Origin of the sequence: Bradyrhizobium sp. in8p8 (genome assembly GCF_000426845.1) — a bacterium.
GTDB classification, from domain to species: Bacteria; Pseudomonadota; Alphaproteobacteria; order Rhizobiales; family Xanthobacteraceae; genus Bradyrhizobium; species Bradyrhizobium japonicum_C.
Window position 1 is genome coordinate 1 of the sequence record NZ_AUGD01000052.1, and the last position, 1,385, is coordinate 1,385.

A 1,385-nucleotide genomic window follows, 5' to 3' on the forward strand; every position below is an offset into this window, starting at 1 on the left:
TGATGGTGTGGAACGGCCCTTCGAACCGGCATCAAAAGTGCCTAACGTGGTCGCGTAGAGAGGCGCCATAAAGGAAGGACCGTTCCATGGAGAAGATTATCACAGTGGGTTTGGATTTGGCCAAGTCGATCTTTCAAGTTCACGGCATTGCCGAAAACGGGAAAGTCTTGGTTCGTCGCACATTGCGGCGATCGCAGGTTCTGCCCTTCTTTCGGAGCCTTCCAGCGTGCTTGGTTGGTATGGAGGCCTGTGCGAGTGCCCATCACTGGGCACGCGAGATAGCGGCGCTCGGCCACTCTGTCCGCATGATGCCGCCAACCTACGTGAAGCCTTACGTCAAACGAAACAAAACCGACGTGGCGGATGCTGAAGCCATTTGTGAGGCGGTCACCCGCCCGACAATGCGGTTCGTGCCGGTGAAGACTGCCGAGCAACAAGCAGCCAGCATGATTTTGCGAACTCGAGAGATGCTGATGAGGCAGCGCAGCCAGACTGCAAATGCCCTGCGTGCTCATATGGCCGAATTGGGCATTATCGCTGGCACAGGCATGGCAAGCATCGCAAAACTCCTGGTGCTTCTCCGGGACGAAAAGGACAATAGGATCCCCGGCGCCGCCCGCTTTGCCCTGATCCTATTCGCTGAACAGATTGAGCTGCTTACAACCCGCATAGAGAAGCTCGACAGAGAGATTTTGGTTGCCGTCAGAAAGGACCCCGATGCGAGGCGTCTGATGAGCATACCGGGTGTCGGTCCTCTCATCGCCGCTACCGTTCGGACATCCGTCTTGGATGCTCGCGATTTTGCGACTGCACGAGACTTTGCGGCTTGGACGGGGCTCACACCGAGGGCACAGTCGAGCGGCGGAAAAGAAAGGCTCGGCGCGATATCAAAGCGTGGAAATCGGCAACTGCGGACGCTCTTGATCGTTGGTGCGACCTCTATCATCAAGCTTGCTAAACGAGGCTTGAAAGTCCCACTCTGGATTCGGACCATGCTGCAAAGGCGGCCGGTCAAGGTCGTATCGGTCGCGCTCGCCAATAAGATTGCGCGCACGATCTGGGCCTTGCTGGTCAGAGGCGGCATTTATCAGGTGCCGGCCGCAATGCTGAAATCCTAATCTCAAGAGCTCTCCGGCGGAAGAAGAACGCTGCCGAGGAGGCAAGGTGCAAATCTGGATGAACCCCGAATGACGCCATTCCCGGTAGCAATCAGACCGCCTGACTCACTGCGCTTCGAGCGCGAGAAATTGATTGGGCGATTGCTTCCGCGGATATCATCGTGGCCAGCGGCCAGGCGCCGCGTTCACAGGCCGAACATATGACCGCACCGTCATCCCTTGTTCAACCAGAGAAAGACCTTGCAGCCCGGGCCGTTCCACATATGA

The 1,385-nt window shown here is 57.3% G+C and carries 1 protein-coding gene; it reads left to right on the forward strand.

Annotated features, from left to right (window positions below; translation table 11 throughout):
- The first annotated feature begins 86 nt into the window (after positions 1 to 86).
- Entirely contained in the window at positions 87 to 1,118 is a 1,032-nt protein-coding gene (locus K408_RS0136720) for an IS110 family RNA-guided transposase (RefSeq protein WP_028146165.1), read from the forward strand.
- Positions 1,119 to 1,385 lie beyond the last annotated feature (267 nt).